The following is a 15,598-nucleotide window of genomic DNA, read 5'->3' on the forward strand; positions in this document are numbered from 1 at the left end:
TATTTTGTTGATCAGTGTCCTTTACTCGTAGAAGCAAAGTGCTATACCTGAATTCACGATGTCCAGCATTCATCGAATTCACCAACATGAATGCTGGCTGGCGGCCAAGGAAGATATCATGCGCCCACATCGTCAGGTCTTTCTGTATGCGGGAATGTTTCTAGCGATCTGCACTGCTAATAATCTTTATGCAAGGGACTACCTCTGCCATAACGATGCCGCTGAGCTAGCTGATAGACCAGCGGGTTTGACCAGCGAAACACCTTTGGTACAAATAGCTAAAGTTCCCAGTGCGTCGGGTACTCAACAGTACCAAGTAGTCCAGCAGTTCAACGGAACTGTCTATAAATCGATGGGAAATCAACCCAGCCTAGTCGCGCTGCCACGAGGACCAAAGCAGACATCATTCACCCGGCACCATTCATTTACATCAGAAGGTGGCACAGTCCAATTGCCCTCCGGAGTGATTGGATATTGGAAAGACTTGAACTCAGATGAGTCTTTTAATCTACCAAAAAACAAAATCCCTTCAGATGAACTTGAGGCGCAGACTCAGGGAGAATTACTCGCACTTTTCAAGCGCAATGACTTCACCAGCCATACCATCAGCACCGAGGATACAAAGAGTCAATTAAAAACATCCATGAGTACCCCCGCAGTTGGCAATGCAGCAGAGCTCATCAACAGATACAAAAGCAATGAGCTTTCAAGTTGTAATCAACGCGTAACCGATGAATACAGAGAGCAACGTATCGCCTTGTCTTCGATGGAGATTGGTAACGTACAAGCGATCGCGCGAATGTATTTGTCCGATAGAGAAGCATTTCTCAACCGATACACAGAGAAAGAAGTAAGGCAGGTGACAGAGAAATATGTCAGCGCACTGAAGTCGCTATTGGATAATTGCTACACACCAGCCGAGCAATCTGCGTTTGTAAAACAACACTCGCTCATGAATCGCCTGGGGAAAATCATGTGGTCAGACGATAACCTGTGTACAGGTTTGTCCGTAGGTAGCGGTACTTACGTGTTGACAGCAAGACATTGCTTCAAAAATTTGCCTAATGATTCAGATGTCTGGTTCCAGGCTGCCATGAGTCAGGATCGATTCCAAGTATGCGCAATCAGCCAAAAAGATGCATTGACCGAAGACAAAGTCAAGGATGTCGGACAGGACCAGGTACTGGTACGCATCGCGCCAGGTCTAAAGTCCCCTAGCGCGATCAATGTGCTGCAGAAGTCTGCTTTACGCACTATGACCGATCAGAAAAATGGCGACAGCGCCGCACCGACACTACTCACTCAAATCTCTCATATGCCACTTGCAAACTCGCTCGACCCTGAAAAATACCCTTCAGGCTTCGTCGAAGGTAAAGGCACGAAATGTGCCGCAAAAGCAAAGAGCGAAGGATGTTTCAGTCATGTTTGCAGCATGGAGGGTGGAGGCAGCGGATCGGCCCTGTTTGTCTCAGGCACACCTGTCCTGACGCTTGCCGCGACTCATATCGGTGAGTCCAATACAAGCAGTTTGTGTGATGAAAGCTACTCGCTGAACATCGCCACCTATATAAACAAAGCTTTTTTGAGTCCGTTTAAAAACTCGGTGAACTTTATCGAAACTCCCTAAATGCAAGGAGCGCATCATGTCTGCAAAAAGATATGTTCTTGGAAGCATACTGGTAATTCTTTCTGGCTGCAGCAGTTCTCCGGCCCCAATGTCTACCACAACCAAAGACACTGACCGAGGATATCAGATGCGAGTTGCTTTTCTCCCGGGCAGTAATTGTCCAGTGACTAGAGGCCAAGAAGAGGAATCAGGCGTATTTGCAGCAGCGGGCATAGCAATTGCTGCTGAAGTGGCAGGCAAGATTGTCGATAGTGCGGTAGATGCACTGGGAGACTATCTCAGCAAAGACCAGGCCATCAGTTACAGGGACAATAGCCGAATGGACGGCTTTGCTAAGGCAGACAAGCAAGGAAAAATCACCTCTAACAATAAAGAGACGTGCATGATCATTGCAATTGCCCAGGACTTTGGTAAAACACCTGATGGCGAGTTTGGCTCTTTTTTCTCCGACGAGTCTTTGAAGAGCGCTAGCAACTCAATCAATAAAGCAACAGGTATAAATGGGCCTTTGGCGCTTTATCTAGAAGCCAGAATCATATTTAGCGGAGAGGAGGGAAACACTCCAACGGCCTTTACTTTTGTTCCTGCATATTGGTACTACCCGAAATTCATCACACCTAACAGTTGGCGTTTCGGCTCTGAACGCGATGTCCTTCTGCGTGCGGAACTGAGTTTGCCGGGGCAAACCGCTAACTTTGGCTTATTGGAGTTACAGTGGAATTCGGTTAAATCAGGAAGTATCAGCACAGACTCGGTCTTGAGTAAAAAACTGCCGTGGTCGCCATTGCCAGAGGGATTATCGGAAGCCGCGACCAAGGTCACAACCGACAGTATGAAAACAATCCTCCCCATTAACGTCAAAGCCATTTTTACAGAAACAGCCAAACCATACGTACTGCTCAAATACACAGGTGATGCGCTGAAAAACCAAAAGACAGCACTGAATACCGCCACGCAGGACACAGTAACTCAAGCACTTTCTCAACAGGCACGTATAGTGGCAAGGCAGGCTGCCGTTGTTGACGTTGAGAAGAAATACACCGATTACACCACCGCATATGACACTGCGGCCGCGAGTTACGACGTTTATGAAAACGCAAACGGAAGTGCCAAAAACAAAGCTCTGGTGCAAGCCAGACTGGCTTATAAAAAACTCGACAACAGTCGGGCCATACTCCGTGCAACCTATAGTAATGCGGGAATCGGTTCGTTTGAGTCATTGCCGGCCTTGACACCGTTACCGAATTAAAGACTTACAACAAAAAAGACGCCAGTGGCAAGGCAACACACTTCATGAACCTGCCCACCACGCTTTGCCCCTTGCCGCGAACGCCGGACGATTTCAGGATGCATCCAATCAGAACCCTGAAAAAGGATCAGCCCGATGTTTGCCGGATTCCTCAAAGATCAGCGCCATGTCAACGGCGTCGACATCGCCTACCGTCTCGGCGGCAGCGGGCCGGGCCTGCTGCTGTTGCACGGGCACCCGCAGACCCACGTGATCTGGCACAAGATTGCCGGACAACTGGCCGAACACTTCACCGTGGTCGCCGCCGACCTGCGCGGTTACGGTGACAGCAGTCGCCCGGTCGCCGATGAGCAGCATGTCAATTACTCGAAACGCGAAATGGCCCGCGACAATGTCGAACTGATGCAGTCGCTGGGCTTCGAGCAGTTTTCGATCCTCGCCCACGACCGTGGCGCACGAGTCGCCCATCGCCTCGCGCTCGACCACCCCGCCGCCGTGCAGCGCATGATGCTGCTGGACATCGCGCCGACCCTGTCGATGTACGCGCAGACCAACGAAGCTTTCGCCCGTGCGTATTGGCACTGGTTCTTCCTGATTCGCCCGGCGCCTCTGCCGGAAACCTTGCTCGAAGCCGATCCCGAAGCGTATTTACGCAGCGTGATGGGCAGCCGCAGCGCCGGACTCAAGCCGTTTACCGATGAAGCCTTCGGCGAATACCTGCGCTGCCTGCGACAACCCGGCAGCGCCCGTGGCATCTGCGAAGACTATCGCGCCAGCGCCGGCATCGATCTTGCGCACGACCGCGCCGACATCGCTGCCGGGCATCACCTGAATCTGCCGTTGCGCGTGTTGTGGGGCGCCGAAGGCACCGTCGGAAGCTGTTTCGATCCACTCGAGGAATGGCAGCAAGTGGCGGCCAACGTCAGCGGTCAGGCATTGCCCGCCGGCCATTACCTTGCCGAAGAAGTCCCCGAACTGTTGCTCGCCGAAGCACTGGCCTTTTTGCGCTGAGCCGAGCCGCCAGATCTCGGTGCTATGCTGGCGGCTTCTGCCGCCAGTGTTCGTTTTGACATGTCCCAGAAGAAAGACACCGTGCCCTTGCCCGAAGACCTGCGCGTGCTGCTCACCGTGATCCGCAAGAACGGCTTTGCCGCCGCTGCGGATGAACTGGGCCTGTCACCGGCCTATGTCAGCAAACGCATCCAGATTCTCGAAACCACCCTCGGCACGCGCCTGCTGCACCGCACCAGCCGTCGCGTCTCGCTGACCGAGGACGGTGAACGCGTGCAGCGCTGGGCGTTGCGCATTCTCGATGATTTTCAGCAACTGCACGACGAATTGTCCGACGCCCACGACAGCCCGCGTGGGCGTTTGCACATTTGCAGCAGTTTCGGTTTCGGTCGCAATCACGTGGCCCCGGCGGTGTCGTTGCTGGCCGAACGTTATCCAGAACTGGAGATTCGCCTCGACCTGTTTGACCGGGTGGTGGACATCATCAATGAAGGCTTCGACCTGGAGATCCGTGTCGGCGACGACATTCCCGGTCAGCACATTGGTCGGCGTCTGGTCAGCAACCGGCGCGTGCTGTGTGCCGCCCCCGGTTATCTACAACGCCGCGGTACGCCGCAAACGCTCGACGAGTTGCAACAGCACGATTGCCTGGTGATCAAGGAGCGCGACAATGCCTTCGGTATCTGGAATCTGGATCGCGATGGCGGACAAGAGAACGTGCGGGTCAGCGGGCCGTTGTCGTCCAACAACGGCGAGATTGTTTTGCAGTGGGCGCTGGATGGGCGTGGGGTTTTGTTGCGGTCGTTGTGGGATGTGAAGCCACTGCTGGAACAAGGACGCTTGGTGCAGTTGCTGGAGGATTACAGCCAGAGCGCCAACGTCTGGGCGGTGTACCCGACGCGGCTGGCGCATTCCGGGAAGTTGCGCGCGTGTGTGGAGTTTTTGCAGGCGCATTTCAAAGGCTTGTCGCTGTAACCCGAAACCACACAAAACCCATGTAGGAGTGAGCCTGCTCGCGATAGCGGTGTGTCAGATACGAGAAGTCTGGCTGATCCACCGCTATCGCGAGCAGGCTCACTCCTACATGGGGGTCAGCGGTGAGTCAGGAAAGCCAAGGGTTGTTGGCCAGATGTTGGCGTTCGAAGGTTTTGATCTGCTCGCGCCGTTGCAAGGTACTGCCGATAGCGTCCAGACCGAGGAGCAACGCCGTCTTGCGCAGGGTGTCGATCTGAAAGTCGATTACGCTGCCATCCGCCAGGCCAATCTGCTGCGTCTCTAAATCAATACTGATCCGCGCCGTTTCAGGCTCACCGACAAGCCGTCCGATCCGCTGCACCTGCGCCTCTTCCAGCGTGATCAACAACACCCCGTTACGCTGGCAATTGTCGTAGAAGATCCCGGCGAAACTGCTGCCGATCAACGCGCGAATACCCATTTGCTGCAAGCCCCAGACCGCGTGTTCGCGGCTGGAACCGCAGCCAAAATTCGGCCCGACCAGCAGAAAACTTGCGCCCTGCCACGCTGGTTGGTTCAAAACGAAATCGGGGTTGGGGCTGCCATCGCGCAGAAACCTCAAATCGAAAAACAAGCCGCGATCGAGTCCCTGGCGATCAATGCCTTTGAGGAACTGCTTGGGCATGATCACGTCAGTGTCGACATTGGCCGCCAATAACGGCGCGGCCTGACCGCTGACTTGAGTGAAGGGTTGCAGGCTCATGGGCGTTCTCCAAAGTGGCGGATATCGGTGAGTCGACCACTGATGGCCGCAGCGGCGACCATTGCCGGGCTCATCAGATGAGTGCGGGCGCCGGCGCCCTGGCGGCCTTCGAAGTTGCGGTTGGTGCTGGATGCGCAACGGTCACCGGGCGCGAGCACGTCGTCGTTCATCGCCAGGCACATCGAGCAGCCGGACTGCCGCCATTCGAAACCGGCGTCGATAAAGATCTGCGCCAGCCCTTCGGCCTCGGCCTGCGCACGAACTTCGCTGGAACCGGGAACAATCATCGCGCGCACATGCCCGGCCACCTGCTGACCGCGCACGACGCTGGCGGCATCGCGCAGGTCTTCGATCCGCGCGTTGGTGCACGAGCCGATAAAGGCGTGGCTGATGACGATATCGCTGAGCGCCATGCCCGCTTCGAGCCCCATGTAGTTGAGGGCACGACGCATGTCCTGACGCAGGATCGGATCGCTGACCGCTTGCGGATCCGGCACCCGTGCCCCAATTGCGGCGGCCTGATCGGGGCTGGTGCCCCACGTGACCATCGGCTCCAGCACGCTGGCATCGAGGTGAATCTCGCGGTCAAACACCGCGCCCGGATCACTGCGCAATTCGCGCCACTTCTCCACTCCGCGCTCCCACGACTCACCTTGCGGCGACCGTGGCTTGCCCTTCAGATAAGCGAAGACCTTTTCATCCGGCGCCATGAATGCGCCCCGCGCGCCGGCCTCGACCGCCATGTTGCAGATGGTCATGCGCGCTTCAACGCTCAAGGCATCGATGGTCGAGCCGCAGAATTCAATGGCGTAACCGCTGGCCCCGGAAGCGCCGATGCGGCCGATCAGGGCCATGATCACGTCTTTGGAGGTCAGGCCCGGCGCCAGGTCGCCGTCGACAGTCACACGCAGGCTTTTCAGACGTTTGTAGACCAGAGTCTGTGAGGCCAGCAGATGCTCGATCTCGGACGTGCCGATACCGAAGCCGAAGGCGCCAAGCGCGCCATAGGTGGTGGTGTGGCTATCGCCAGCGGCGATCACCATGCCGGGCAGAATGAAACCCTGCTCGGGGGCGATCACATGTTCGATGCCCTGACGCTTGTCGAGAATGTCCAGTAACTCGATGCCAAAGTCCCGACAGTTCTGCGCCAGATACGACACTTGCCGCGCGCCACCCGCATCAGGCATTGCCGCGATGCGCACAGGCGTGGTCGAGTTGACGTGATCGACCACCGCCAGCGCCGTGCCCGGCCGCCAAACGTCGCGCCCGGCCGCGCGCAAACCGCTGAAGGCCTGCGGGCTGGTGTATTCGTTGATCACCTGGCGATCGATGTACAACAGGACATGGCCCTGGTCGTCGAGCCGGCACACGGTGTGCGAATCGATGTGTTTGTCGTAGAGGGTTCTGGCGGTCATCAAGGCGCTCACTCAGGCAATCAGGGTGATTTCCATCATAGGCAGCGCGCAGCGGCCATCAATTGCCTGACAGTGATGGCGTGGATCATGAATCGTGTTTGATCTGCAGATCAGCGCAAACCTGTGGGAGCGAGCCTGCTCGCGAGAGCGATAGACCAGGCACAGGATGAAGTGACTGACCCGGCGCCTTCGCGAGCAGGCTCGCTCCCACAGGGAAATCCGCAGTATTCGGGGAATTGGGAAACATTTGCTTTCATATCACCTTTCGGGATTTTCCTCACTCATCCGTCCTATAGAGATGCAGGCCGTTCGCGTAGGCAAAAGCCACGTCCGGCCTTTCGGGGACTCCCGTGCTGCGAAGCCCGTAGCCACGCGCCCTTTCACCGCTATCAAGACGCGCAATCATGTCGAAGAAATCCCGCTCCAAACTGTGGTTCCTCGTTCATAGCTGGCTGGCGTTACCGATCTGGTTTTTTGTCCTGATCGTCTGTGTCACCGGCACCCTGGCGGTGGTCAGTCAGGAAATCGTCTGGCTGGCCAACCCGCAGATGCGCGCCAGCCAGCCAGCGGACGATGCGCCGCGACTCGGTTATGAGGAAATCATAACGGCCATCAAAACCGCAGAACCGCTGGCACTGGTGCAACGCATCAGCCGCCCGGACGAATCCCATTTCGCTCTTGATGTCACGCTCAGCTATCCGGACGGGCGTTCGTTGGTGACCTACGTCAACCCGTATACGGGTGTTATTCAGGGTACGGCACCGCCATTCGATTTCCAGGCATTCACCCGCGCGCTGCATGGCTGGTGGCTGGTGCCTTTCACCAACGGTTATAGCTGGGGCTGGTATCTGGTATCGGCCCTGAGCTTTCCGCTGCTGGCATCGCTGATTACCGGGCTGGTGGTCTATAAACGGTTCTGGAAAGGCTTTTTCAGCCCCACGCTGCGTTTTCGTCACGGTGCGCGGATTTTCTGGGGTGACTTCCATCGCCTGAGCGGTATCTGGTCGATCTGGTTCATCGCGGTGATCTCCATCACCAGCACCTGGTTTCTGATTGAAGCGGCGCTGTCCGATAACCACATTTCCATTTCCAGCGAAGCGATCATTCCAGCCATGGCCCGTGACAGCGTGCCATTGACTGCCGATGGGCTGCCACCCGCCCGGATCAACCTGGATCGCGCCATCGAAATCGCCCAGCAAAAAATCCCCGGGCTGGAAGCCAGTGACATCGACATGCCGTTCAATGCCTACAGCCACCTCGATATCCGCGGTCGCGGCTGGTATCCCCTGATGTTCCAGAGTGCAACACTCAATCCTTACAGCGGCGATATGGCGTCCTCTCGAGTGCTGTCCGACCGCTCCTCGCTGGAATTTGTCACCGAATCCATGCGCCCGCTGCACACCGGTGATTTTGGTGGACTGTGGATCAAGCTGATCTGGTTCTTCTTCGGATTGATCCTGAGCATGATGGTGCTCAGTGGCTTGTTGATCTGGACCAAACGCACTGCCCTGGCCACCGCCAACGCGCTCAAGCGCGAGAACAAGAAACAACGCGCCAATGCGCAACCACTCATCAACCGTGAACCGTCGGAGGTCAACCTGTGAGCAAGATCACCACCGCCGTTCAACCTTCACGACTGAGCCTGTTCTGGCATAAATGGCGCTTTCACATCAACGTTCTGTTGCTGCTGATCCCGCTGGGGTTCATGCCCAAATACTTCTCCGACGCGGCGCTGTTTCGCGGTGACGCCGGCCTGGGCGAGCGTGAAATCGGTGAAATACAGGTCGGGCCGTGGAGCCTGCGCCTGGCCGAGCTGCGCAATGAAGCGCCACGCTCCGACGGTCCCGCCGGTTACCTGAAAGCCTTCAGCGCCGCGCTGTGCACCGCCTGCGTCGAGCCGGTCAAGGCAACTTACCTGCGTATCGGCAAACCGCGCAGTCTGCGCGCCGCCGGGGTGATTTTCTTCGGCACGCCTTACCGCATGGGCACGCAACTGCCGGTCCCGGTAAAAACCCCGGCCGACGCCGAACTGTGGATCACCATGGAAGGCTGGGACGGCAGCATGCATCAAGCCTCTATCCCCCTGAGTCAGGCATCGCCCGCCACGATTGCCTGGCTGAACAAACAAGGAGCCAAACCATGAGCTGCTCTTATCGCCTTTTGCGCCTGCACCTGAGTGCTGCGCTGCTGGTGCTGAGCGCCGGCTTCAGCGCCAGCGCCCTCGCCCACAACCCGATGTGCGAATGCAAAGCCATCGATGCCGAACAGATCAAATGCACCGGTGGCTTTTCCGACGGCAGCGGTGCGCCGGGGGTGACCCTCGATGTGATCGGCTACGACGAAACCATACTGGTGCCCGGCAAGCTTGGCAGCGACTCGACCCTGACGTTCAAGAAACCTGGCGCCGAGTTCTATGTGCTGTTCGACGCAGGCCCAGGCCACGTTGTCGAAATCGACCAAGCGGACATCGAATCCCCATGAGTACGCCAACCACACAAATCGTGCGCCCGGCCGGTGCAGGCCATGAAACCCTCAATGTGCTGCTGTTGTGCCTGTTGATCCTCGCGGTCGCTGGCTCAGTCGTCGCGTGGCGCGGGGTTTCCCATGAGCCGGAGCCCGTGGCGACAAATCAACTCGACGCGCGCCGCGACCTCAGCGCTTCCGAGCAAGGCATCTACGCCGACCTGCGAGTGACCCTCGACGAAATCCGCTTGCTGCGTGAAGAACAGCAAGCCCTGCCGACACCGCAGAATCTGGCCGACGAAGGCTTCGCGCCGTTTGCCCAGGATGCGAGTTCGGTCAGCCGTGGCGGTCATGCCTGGCAATTGCTGGCGGATACCGCCTATTTCGGCCATAGCCAAAACCCGGCCATCGCCGGTTCGTTCGTCATGCTGCTGAACAGCGATGACAAGGCTGCGCCAGACATCTGGCTCAACCGCGATGCCAGCCTGCAAGTGCCGACCGAATTGAGCGAAGCCGCCCTGTCCGCCGCCGGCTGGAAACAGATCGTCGCGCAATACGATGCCGGGGTTACCCGCGAACATCGCCATTGATTCCTCGCCCTCATCCGAGAGAAGACCGCTTGCCCATGTCCATTTCATCGCCTCGCCGTCCGTTGTTACGCCTTTTTTTAGCAGGCCTGTGTGCCTGCCTGCTGAGTCCGCTGGCCAGCGCCGATCAGGCCAAGCGCCTGCGCATCGGCATTACCTTGCACCCCTATTACAGCTATGTGGCGAACATCGTCGGCGACAAGGCCGAGGTGGTGCCGCTGATTCCTGCCGGTTTCAACCCGCACGCCTACGAGCCGCGCGCCGAGGACATCAAACGTATCAGCGGGTTGGATGTGATCGTGCTCAACGGTGTCGGCCATGACGACTTCGCCGACCGCATGATCGCCGCCAGCGAAACGCCGAACATCAAAACCATCGAAGCCAACGAAAACGTGCCGCTGCTGGCGGCCACTGGCGTCGCCGCCCGCGGTGCCGGCAAAGTGGTCAATCCGCACACGTTTCTGTCGATCAGCGCCTCCATCGCCCAGGTCAACAACATTGCCCGCGAACTGGGCAAGCTCGATCCGGACAACGCCAAGACCTACACCCAGAACGCCCGCGCCTACGGCAAACGCCTGCGGCAGATGCGCGCCGATGCCCTGGCCAAACTGACTCAAGCGCCGAACGCCGAACTGCGCGTGGCCACGGTACACGCGGCTTACGACTATCTGCTGCGTGAATTCGGCCTGGAAGTGACCGCTGTGGTCGAACCGGCGCACGGCATTGAGCCGAGCCCGAGTCAGTTGAAAAAAACCATCGATCAACTGCGCGAACTCGATGTGAAAGTGATCTTCTCGGAGATGGATTTCCCCTCCACCTACGTCGAAACGATTCAGCGTGAATCCGGCGTGAAGCTGTACCCGCTCTCGCACATTTCCTACGGCGAATACACCGCCGACAAGTACGAAAAGGAAATGACCGGCAACCTCAACACCGTGGTGCGGGCGATTCAGGAGTCTGGCGCATGACTTCCAGAGAAAACCTTTCCCCCGAAAACACCGAGTCCCCTGTGGGAGCGAGCCTGCTCGCGAAGGCGCCGGATCAGCCGACATCTTTGTTGAATGACACACCGCTATCGCGAGCAGGCTCACTCCCACAGGTTTCGGGGCCGACTTTGGATTTTGCGCAGGTTTGTCTGACGCTGGGGCGCACGACGATTCTGGACAAAGTCACCTTCCAGGTGCAGCCCGGCAGCGTGCATGCGCTGGTCGGCCCCAACGGCGGCGGCAAGAGTTCGCTGATCAAAACCTTGCTCGGGCAAATGCCCCATCAGGGCCAACTCAGCCTGCAATGGCCCGGCGAACCCGGCACCATCGGTTATGTGCCACAGGCGCTGGAGTTCGATCGCGGGCTGCCGATGACCGTCGACGATTTCATGGCCGCCATGTGCCAGCGACGCCCGGCGTTTCTCGGTTTGAGCAAGCGTTACGCCGGCGCCATTGGTGAGGCGCTGGAACGCGTCGGCATGCAGGACAAACGCAAGCGGCGCATGGGCGCGCTGTCCGGCGGTGAGCGGCAGCGGGTGCTGCTCGCTCAAGGTTTGATTCCGGCGCCGCAATTGCTGGTGCTGGATGAACCGATGTCGGCCCTTGATGAAGCCGGGATTCAAGTGTTCGAACGTCTGCTCGGCGATTGGCGTGCAGCGGGCATCACCGTGCTGTGGATCGAGCACGATCTGGAAGCGGTCGGGCGTCTGGCCAGCCGCGTCACCGGTCTTAACCGCCGCGTGCTGTTCGATGCCTCACCGCAAGAGGCGCTGACTCCGGAACGCCTGCTGACCCTGTTCTCGACCCATCCACGGAGCGCTGCCTGATGAGTTACGAAGCCTTTCGTTTGATGGTGCAAGGCTGGGCCTCGTCCGGTTATCTGCCGGAAGCGCTGGCCTACGGTTTCGTGGTCAATGCGCTACTTGCCGGGCTGCTGATCGGCCCGGTGCTCGGCGGCCTCGGCACGCTGGTGGTGGTCAAGCGCTTCGCATTTTTCTCTGAAGCAGTGGGTCACGCGGCGCTGACCGGTGTCGCCATCGGCATCCTGCTCGGCGAACCTTACACCGGCCCCTATGGCAGCCTGTTCGGCTACTGCCTGCTGTTCGGCATTCTGCTCAATTACCTGCGCAACCGCACCGGCCTGGCACCGGACACGCTGATCGGCGTGTTCCTGTCGGTGTCGCTGGCACTGGGCGCGAGTCTGCTGCTGATTCTTGCGGGCAAGATCAATGTGCACATTCTCGAGAACGTGTTGTTCGGCTCAGTGCTGACGGTCAACGGCAACGATCTGGCGGTGTTGGCCATTGTCGGTTCGCTGGTCATGGCCCTCGCCTTGCCGCTGTACAACCGCATCATGCTCGCCAGCTTCAACCCGCAGCTGGCGGCGGTGCGCGGGGTAGCGGTGAAGACCCTGGATTATCTGTTCGTGATTCTGGTGACGCTGATCACCGTGGCGGCGGTAAAAGTCATCGGCGCGATTCTGGTCGGCGCATTGCTGGTGATTCCTGCAGCGGCGGCGCGTTTGCTCAGCCAGTCGCTCAAAGGTTTCTTCTGGTGCTCGGTGCTGATCGCCACCGTCAGCACGCTGTGCGGGATTCTTGCACCCATTGTGTTCGATCTGCCGATTCCGTCCGGCGCCGCGATCATTCTGGTCGCCGGCATCGCTTTCGCCCTCGCCGCCATCGCGCGCGGGGTTGTCCCGAGCCTGAAAGGGAATCTTGGATAAATGACTTTTTCACTGCGCAAACTGACCCTGGCCATGACCCTTTGCGGCGTGATCTGCACGCCGTTGATGGCCGCCGAAAACACAAAACCGCTGCGGGTGCTGGCCTCCTTGCCCATCACCTTTGGCTTGGCTGAAGCGCTGCTCAAAGGCACCGATGTCAATCTCGAACGGGCGGCGCCAGCGAACCTGCCGGGCAGTCGTCAGAGCGCCTACTTCACGGGACGTGGCGCTCCGGCATTGAGCAAACTGGCAACCGCTGCCGATGCCGTGATTGGCGTGCGCTCGCTGTGGCCGGATGATCAGCTGTACCCGATCGCCCGCCGCAGCAATATCCGCATCGTTGAAGTCGATGCGGCGCGCCCGGTCGACGGCGCCCTGCCGGGCATTGCCGTGCAACCGGATCTGAAGGTCGATGGTTTGAACAGTCAGCCATGGCTGGCCAGCAACAACATGGGACGCATGGCGGACGTTATGGCGGCGGATCTGGTGCGCCTGGCACCTAGCGCAAAGCCTGCGATCGAGGCGAACCTGGCGACGTTGAAGCAACGTTTGCTTAAGCTCAGCGCCGACAGCGAAGCGCGACTGGCCAGCGCCGACAACCTGAGTGTGTTGAGTTTGAGCGATCATTTCGGCTATCTGATCGGCAGTCTGAATCTGGAGCTGGTTGGCCAGGATCCACGGCCTGATGCCGAGTGGACGCCCGAAGACCTGAAAAAACTGACGGCAACGCTCAAGGACAATGATGTCGCGATGGTGCTGCATCATCGGCAGCCATCAGACGCGGTGAAGGCAGCAATTGCCGAGTCGGGCAGCCATCTGGTGGTGCTGAGCACCGATGCGGCGGATCCGGTGGCGGAGCTGGAAGGCAATGTGGATTTGCTGCTTAAGGGTTTGAGCGGGGCTTAGTTTCAGCCGGACCGCGTTATCGTTCTTCGCGAGCAGGCTCGCTCCCACAGGGGTTTGTGCACGACACAGATCCAATGTGGGAGCGAGCTTGCTCGCGAAGAGGCCTGACCTGACAACACAAACTCAAGGCATAAAAAAACCCGCTGACTGTTTCCAGTCCAGCGGGTTTCTTTTTGCCCGGGCGCTTATTGCGCGGCGGCCTGCCCTTCCATCTTCTGGCGCAGGCTCAACGGACGCATGTCAGTCCAGACTTCTTCGATGTAGGCCAGGCATTCCTTTTTCAGGCCGCTCTTGCCTACGGTGCGCCAGCCTTGCGGCACGGCTTTGTAATCCGGCCAGATCGAGTATTGCTCTTCGTGGTTGACCACGACCTGAAAGAGGATGTCCTCGCGGTCGAATACTGACGTCATGCTGGTTCTCCATCGTTGTAAGGGTGGGCTGCACGAGGGGTGCAGCCGGGTATGTAGAAAGAACGTTCGGCGCGGCGAAAAATTTACAGCGCCGCCGTGGCAGCGGCCAAAGCGCGACCGAAGATTTCCGCAACGCGGTCGATTTCGGCGGCAGTGATCACCAGTGGCGGCAGGAAACGCACCACCGCACCATGGCGACCGCCCAGTTCCAGAATCAGCCCACGCTTGAGGCATTCGCGCTGGACCAGCGGCGCCAGTCGTGCAAACGCCGGCGGGTGGCCGAGCGCATCGAGTGTGCCGTTCGGCTCGACCAGTTCGACGCCGAGCATCAGGCCACGACCGCGAATGTCGCCCAGTTGCGGGAAGTCGCGTTGCAGGATGCGCAGGTGCTCGCTGAGGCGCTCGCCCATGGCAGCAGCGTGTTCGCAGACCTTGTGTTCAACCAGATAACGCATCACCGCAGAACCTGCCGCCATGGCCATCTGATTGCCACGGAAGGTGCCGGCATGCGCGCCCGGCTGCCAGGTGTCGAGCCAGTCGCGATAGACCACCACAGCCAATGGCAGGCTGCCGCCGATGGCTTTGGACAACACCACCACGTCCGGGGTAATACCGGCGTGTTCGAAGGCAAACATCTTGCCGGTGCGCGCAAAACCGCTCTGGATCTCGTCGACGATCAGCGCCACACCGGCCTTCTCGGTGATCCGGCGCAAGCCGCGTAGCCACTCGATGTCCGCCGGAATCACACCGCCTTCGCCCTGCACCGCTTCGACGATCACCGCTGCGGGCAGTTGCACGCCGGCTTCAGGGTCGTTGAGCAGGTTTTCCAGATAGCTCAGGTTGGCCTTGACGCCCGCCGCGCCGCCGAGGCCGAACGGGCAACGGTAGTCATACGGGAACGGCATGAACTGCACGCCACTGCTGAGCAAGGCGCCCAGCGGCTTTTTCGGCCCCAGGCTGCCCATCAGGCTCAGCGCGCCCTGGCTCATGCCGTGGTAACCGCCGGAAAACGACAGCACAGTGCTGCGCCCGGTCGCCGTGCGTACCAGCTTCAGCGCCGCTTCCACGGCATCGGTGCCGGTCGGGCCGCAGAACTGGATTTTCGCTTCAGCCGCGAGGGCCGATGGCAGCAGGCCGAACAGGTCCTGCACGAACTGATCCTTGACCGGCGTGGTCAGGTCGAGGGTGTGCAGCGGCAATTCGTCGGCCAGTACCTGCTGGATCGCTTCGATCACCACCGGGTGGTTATGCCCCAGCGCCAGCGTACCGGCACCGGCCAGGCAGTCGATGAAGGTGCGGCCTTCGACGTCTTCGACATACAGGCCTTTGGCACGCTTGAGCGCCAGAGGAATACGCCGCGGATAGCTGCGAGCATTGGATTCCTGCCGGGCCTGGCGGGCCAGCAATGGCGACTCATTGAACTGGTACAGCGTTTCGGCCGGCGCCGAGCTGACCCGGGCCGACGACTCTTCGATAAGGCTGGTGGCGACTGACATCTCTC

The 15,598-nt window shown here is 59.0% G+C and carries 16 protein-coding genes; 12 read left to right on the plus strand and 4 right to left on the minus strand.

The annotated features are described in order from the left end of the window. Positions 1-58 precede the first annotated feature (58 nt). From AB4N44_RS08135 to AB4N44_RS08150, 4 genes are all read left to right on the plus strand, one after another. Complete coding sequence (locus AB4N44_RS08135) at positions 59-1,627, plus strand: trypsin-like serine peptidase (RefSeq protein ID WP_150775671.1); 1,569 nt, start codon at positions 59-61, stop codon at positions 1,625-1,627. Between the two features lie 16 nt (positions 1,628-1,643). Continuing rightward, positions 1,644-2,876: a hypothetical protein gene (locus tag AB4N44_RS08140; RefSeq protein ID WP_150775670.1), complete on the plus strand. Its 1,233-nt coding sequence runs from the start codon at positions 1,644-1,646 to the stop codon at positions 2,874-2,876. A 135-nt stretch (positions 2,877-3,011) separates the two neighbouring features. Then, positions 3,012-3,887, plus strand: a complete 876-nt coding sequence (locus AB4N44_RS08145) for an alpha/beta fold hydrolase (RefSeq protein ID WP_150750747.1) — start codon at positions 3,012-3,014, stop codon at positions 3,885-3,887. Between the two features lie 24 nt (positions 3,888-3,911). Then, positions 3,912-4,862, plus strand: coding sequence for a LysR substrate-binding domain-containing protein (locus tag AB4N44_RS08150; RefSeq protein WP_460109359.1), 951 nt, complete (start codon positions 3,912-3,914; stop codon positions 4,860-4,862). A gap of 127 nt (positions 4,863-4,989) precedes the next feature. On the opposite strand, the gene leuD is transcribed toward AB4N44_RS08150, so the two are convergent. Then, a complete protein-coding gene (gene leuD, locus AB4N44_RS08155; protein ID WP_460109357.1) occupies positions 4,990-5,604 on the minus strand; it encodes a 3-isopropylmalate dehydratase small subunit in 615 nt (204 codons plus the stop codon). Next, positions 5,601-7,019, minus strand: a complete 1,419-nt coding sequence (gene leuC, locus AB4N44_RS08160; protein ID WP_460109354.1) for a 3-isopropylmalate dehydratase large subunit — start codon at positions 7,017-7,019, stop codon at positions 5,601-5,603. Before leuC ends, leuD begins: the two co-directional genes overlap by 4 nt. Positions 7,020-7,423: 404 nt before the next feature. On the opposite strand from leuC, the gene AB4N44_RS08165 reads away from it, so the two are divergent. The 8 genes from AB4N44_RS08165 to AB4N44_RS08200 are packed head-to-tail and all read left to right on the plus strand — an operon-like array spanning position 7,424 to position 13,687. Then, entirely contained in the window at positions 7,424-8,623 is a 1,200-nt protein-coding gene (locus AB4N44_RS08165) for a PepSY-associated TM helix domain-containing protein (RefSeq protein ID WP_460109352.1), read from the plus strand. Then, positions 8,620-9,162 (plus strand): thiamine pyrophosphate-binding protein, encoded by a 543-nt coding sequence (locus AB4N44_RS08170; RefSeq protein ID WP_150775663.1) that lies wholly within the window; start codon positions 8,620-8,622, stop codon positions 9,160-9,162. Before AB4N44_RS08165 ends, AB4N44_RS08170 begins: the two co-directional genes overlap by 4 nt. Next, positions 9,159-9,500 carry a hypothetical protein gene (locus tag AB4N44_RS08175; RefSeq protein ID WP_150750742.1) on the plus strand — a complete coding sequence of 114 codons (342 nt, stop codon included), beginning with the start codon at positions 9,159-9,161 and terminating at the stop codon, positions 9,498-9,500. The genes AB4N44_RS08170 and AB4N44_RS08175 overlap by 4 nt, the downstream gene beginning before the upstream one ends. Then, a complete protein-coding gene (locus AB4N44_RS08180; RefSeq protein WP_150750741.1) occupies positions 9,497-10,072 on the plus strand; it encodes a DUF6162 family protein in 576 nt (191 codons plus the stop codon). The genes AB4N44_RS08175 and AB4N44_RS08180 overlap by 4 nt, the downstream gene beginning before the upstream one ends. A gap of 35 nt (positions 10,073-10,107) precedes the next feature. Then, complete coding sequence (locus AB4N44_RS08185) at positions 10,108-11,037, plus strand: metal ABC transporter substrate-binding protein (RefSeq protein WP_127929192.1); 930 nt, start codon at positions 10,108-10,110, stop codon at positions 11,035-11,037. Further along, entirely contained in the window at positions 11,034-11,882 is an 849-nt protein-coding gene (locus tag AB4N44_RS08190) for a metal ABC transporter ATP-binding protein (protein ID WP_160041265.1), read from the plus strand. The genes AB4N44_RS08185 and AB4N44_RS08190 overlap by 4 nt, the downstream gene beginning before the upstream one ends. Beyond that, positions 11,882-12,781, plus strand: coding sequence for a metal ABC transporter permease (locus AB4N44_RS08195; RefSeq protein ID WP_007917717.1), 900 nt, complete (start codon positions 11,882-11,884; stop codon positions 12,779-12,781). The genes AB4N44_RS08190 and AB4N44_RS08195 overlap by 1 nt, the downstream gene beginning before the upstream one ends. Beyond that, entirely contained in the window at positions 12,782-13,687 is a 906-nt protein-coding gene (locus AB4N44_RS08200; RefSeq protein ID WP_460109348.1) for a metal ABC transporter substrate-binding protein, read from the plus strand. Between the two features lie 185 nt (positions 13,688-13,872). On the opposite strand, the gene AB4N44_RS08205 is transcribed toward AB4N44_RS08200, so the two are convergent. Further along, positions 13,873-14,097 (minus strand): MbtH family protein, encoded by a 225-nt coding sequence (locus tag AB4N44_RS08205; RefSeq protein ID WP_016985437.1) that lies wholly within the window; start codon positions 14,095-14,097, stop codon positions 13,873-13,875. An 83-nt stretch (positions 14,098-14,180) separates the two neighbouring features. Continuing rightward, on the minus strand, positions 14,181-15,593 hold the full coding sequence (locus AB4N44_RS08210; RefSeq protein WP_150775660.1) for an aspartate aminotransferase family protein: 1,413 nt from the start codon (positions 15,591-15,593) through the stop codon (positions 14,181-14,183). Positions 15,594-15,598 lie beyond the last annotated feature (5 nt).

The sequence above is a fragment of the Pseudomonas sp. S3_C06 genome, from assembly GCF_054667675.1.